This is a genomic window from Thioalkalivibrio sp. ALgr3 (assembly GCF_000377325.1).
Taxonomy (GTDB): Bacteria; Pseudomonadota; Gammaproteobacteria; order Ectothiorhodospirales; family Ectothiorhodospiraceae; genus Thioalkalivibrio.
The window spans coordinates 1-3,516 of record NZ_KB898014.1; the positions used below are offsets into that span (position 1 = coordinate 1).

At 70.7% G+C, this 3,516-nt stretch carries 2 protein-coding genes; both read right to left on the minus strand.

What is annotated here, in order from left to right:
- Positions 1–40: 40 nt before the first annotated feature.
- Complete coding sequence (locus tag C998_RS0113675; RefSeq protein ID WP_018871439.1) at positions 41–886, minus strand: hypothetical protein; 846 nt, start codon at positions 884–886, stop codon at positions 41–43.
- A 2-nt stretch (positions 887–888) separates the two neighbouring features.
- Positions 889–3,000: a molybdopterin-dependent oxidoreductase gene (locus C998_RS0113680; RefSeq protein WP_018871440.1), complete on the minus strand. Its 2,112-nt coding sequence runs from the start codon at positions 2,998–3,000 to the stop codon at positions 889–891.
- Between the last annotated feature and the right edge of the window lie 516 nt (positions 3,001–3,516).

Consider the following 3,516-nt stretch of genomic DNA (forward strand, 5'->3'; position numbering starts at 1 on the left):
GGTCTCGTAGGAGCGCAGCCCTCTGCGCGATCCGGCGTTTCTATTCGGGGCCGGGCTGGCCGGTGAGGCGGCGGTAGAGGGCGAAGCCGGCGTCGCGATCCGCGCTGCGCAAGATGGCGGATCGGCCCGGGGTTGAGGGATCGGGCTTCAGGTCGACGCCGGCGTCTTCGGCGGCGCGAAAATCGGCATCGGTCAGTTCGAACTCGCCGAAGACCGAGATGATGTAGCCACCGGGGATCGGCGGCGGTGGCGTGAACGGTTCGCCGTCCGCCAGCGCGACCCAGGCGCGGATGAACGCCGGGCCGTAGAAGTCGAAGAAGCCGTTGGAGCCGCGTAGATGGGCCTCGATCGGCCGCCCGCCGATCAGCTCGATATTGCAGATGCCGCTGTAGCCAGCCAGGTTGCGCCGCACCCAGTCGGCGATCCACGGCTCCACCTCGGGCACGGCGGCGCCGACCTCCCAGTAGATCGGGCGCGCGGCGTCCTTTTCGTCCGATCCACGGGTGTGGGCGAACCAGCGCACCTCGCCGTTCTCCACCAGGCAGTCGGTGCTGGTGTGCGTCCCCTCCAGGCGCTGGCACCAGAAGCTGCCGGGCTCGGCCGGCACCTCGCCGGCGGGCAGGGCACGGGCATCCAGCCCCATACCGGCGAGGTTGGTGATCGGCTTCACGAACACCGTGTCCGCCGCCGCCAGTCCCAGGTCCGTGGGCGCGACCCCGCAGGGCGCGGCCGTCAGGCCCGCATCCAGGGCCAGGCGCAGCTTGTCGTAGACATGCCGATGGCCCGGGTTCAGGCGCCAGGCGGCGGCATCGGACACCGCCACCTCGCGGCGCGGCTCGGGCCGGAAGATGTGCCGACGCTCGGGCAGGACACCAACGAACGGCAAGGTCAGCCCGCCTCCGGCAGGCGTTGTTCGTGCCCGGCGCGCAGGCGTTCCACCTCGCACAGCAGCGACTTGAACGCGGGGAAGCCGCTGATCGGGTCGAGGTTGCGGTCGTCGGTCAGCTCGTTGATGTTGGCGTGGTTCCAGCCGTGCTGGCAGTGCGCCACGCCGGGCTTGATGCGGTCGGTGACCTTCGCCACGAAGGCGACCCGCCCGCGCGGCGAGCGCACCTCCACCGTGTCGCCATCGGCGATGCCGCGCGCCGCGGCGTCGGTCGGGTTCAGCTCCACCAGCGGCTCCGGCATTGCCCGGCGCATGCGTTCCAGGTACTGGTGCTGCGAGTGGGTGGCGTGCTTGTGGCGCGCGCCGCTGGTCAGCACCAGCGGATAGTCGCGCGCCAGCTCCGGCGTGGAAACCGGGCTCTCGGCCGGCTCGCGCCAGAGCGGCAGGCCGTCGTACCCGGCCTCGCGCAGCTCGGCGGCATCAAACTCCACCTTGCCGCTGACGGTGCGGAAGCCGTGCAGGCGGTACTGGCGGTCGCCCTCCTCGAAGCCGTGCTCGACCAGATCATCCAGCGCCTTCGCGAACACGGTCACCCCGTCCGGGTCGTTGTACACCTGCTCGCGGATGGTCTCGGGGATGCCCTCGGCGGCCTCGGCCCAGCTGGCCTCCAGATCGCCCTCCCAGAACTGCTCGCCCATGCCCAGGCGCACGCCCAGCTCGAGGAACACCTCGGCGTCGGCGCGTGCCTCGCCGCGCGGGGCCACCGCCTGATGCCGGTAACGCAGCTCGCCGCGGAAGTTGCAGCCGGGATAGGCGATCAGCGCCGGGCGCTCGAGGCTGGTGGCGGCCGGCAGCACGATGTCCGCCATGCGCGTGGCCGGGTTGTGGAAGAAGTCCGACACGGCGAAGAAATCCAGCGCGCCCAGCGCCTCTTCCATGCGCTTCGAGTTCGGCCACATCGCGGTGTTGATGCCCATCGCCAGCAGCGAATGCACCCGTTGCGGCCGGCCATCGAGGATCGCGTCCGGCAGCAGCATGCTCTGCGCCGCCGGCCAGTGGGCCGTCCACACCGGGAAGGTCTCGTCGCCGATGCGCGGCGGCAGGTTTTCCTTGCAGTGGTCGAACAGGTCGATCGGCTTCGGCGTGACCTTGTCGTTGAAGAAGCGGTTGCCGCCCTCGCGGTCGATGTTGCCCGTGACCGCCGCCAGCAGGGTCACCGCGCGATGATTCTGGAAGCCGTTGGAATGCTGCACGGTGGCAGTGGGCGAGAGCATGATCTGCGCCGGGCTACGGGTCGCATAGAGCTCGGCGGCGCGCTGCAGATCGGCCTCTTCGATGCCGCAGATCGCCGCCACCCGCTCCGGCGGGAATCCGGCCACGTATTCGCGAAAGGCCTCCACCCCGTTGCCCCATTCGTCGAGGAAGGCCTGGTCCTGCCAGCCGTTCTCGAAGATCAGGTGATGCATGCCCAGCGCCAGCGCCCCGTCGGTGCCCGGACGGATCTGCAGGTGCACCTCGGCCTGCTCCGCCAGCGGGGTCACCCGCGGGTCCACCACCACGGTGGCGCAGCCGGGGCGTGCCGCGGCCAGCGCATGCTGATGGAATGGCGGGATGGACCCGCGCGGGTTGGTGGACCACACCAGCAGGCAGCGGGTCGCATCCGAGGCCACGGTGGAGGAGGTCTTGATCTTGGTGCCGAAGGTCACCTCCTCCGCCACCTTGGTCGAGGAGAAGCAGCAGCCGCTCTCGGTCAGGTAGTTGGGCGAGCCGAAGGCATGCGCCAGGCGCTGCAGCTGCGGCCGCGCCTCCTTGGTGTAGCCGGCGAAGAACGCCGCCGCCGGGGCGCCGTGCGCGTCGCGGGTCGCGCGCAGGCGCTCGGCGATGGTGTCCAGCGCCTCGTCCCAGGAGATGCGCTCGAACTCGCCGCTGCCGCGCGGTCCGGTGCGCCGCAGCGGGTACAGCAGGCGTTCCGGGTGGTTGCGGCGATCCAGCTGGACGTAACAGCGCGGACAGTCGGGGCCGTCGATCTTCACCGGCTCGCCGGCGTTGTCCAGGGTCACGTCGATCGCGCAGTTGGCGTCGCATTCGTAGCAGGTGCTTTTCACGGTCGCCATGGGGTCGGCTTACCTCGCGCGGGCATTCGGTCGATACATCCGCCGATTATGCGCACGGCGCCCGCCGCCCTCGAACAACGTCATGCGCCCCGGGGCATTGCCCCCGCGTAGGAGGCCAGCCCCCTGGCCGATCGGGCGTCGAACATGATCAGCCGGAGGGCCGGCCTCCTACCGTCCCCCCGCGCAGGAGGCCAGCCCCCTGGCCGATCGGGGCCCGACGCCCCACCCGGCCGAATCGGCCGGAGGGCCGGCCTCCTACCGCCCCCCCGCGTAGGAGGCCAGCCCCCTGGCCGATCCGGCGTCGAACATGATCGGCCGGAGGGCCGGCCTCCTACGGGCGGGTTACCGGGATTCGTCGTCGGGATCGGGGAAATCGAATTCCCAGTCATCCTCGTCCTTTTCCGAGGCCTGCGGGATTTCCGCCTCGTCGGAGGAATCGTCGAACGCCGGTTCTTCGTCCGAGCCGGGTTCCGGCTCGGGTTCCGGCTCGGGTTCCGGCTCGGGTTCCGGCTCGGG

Coding starts and splice junctions, on each gene's coding strand:
- C998_RS0113680 (WP_018871440.1), bottom strand. CDS start 3,000: ATGGCGACCGTGAAAAGCACCTGCTACGAATGCGACGCCAACTGCGCG.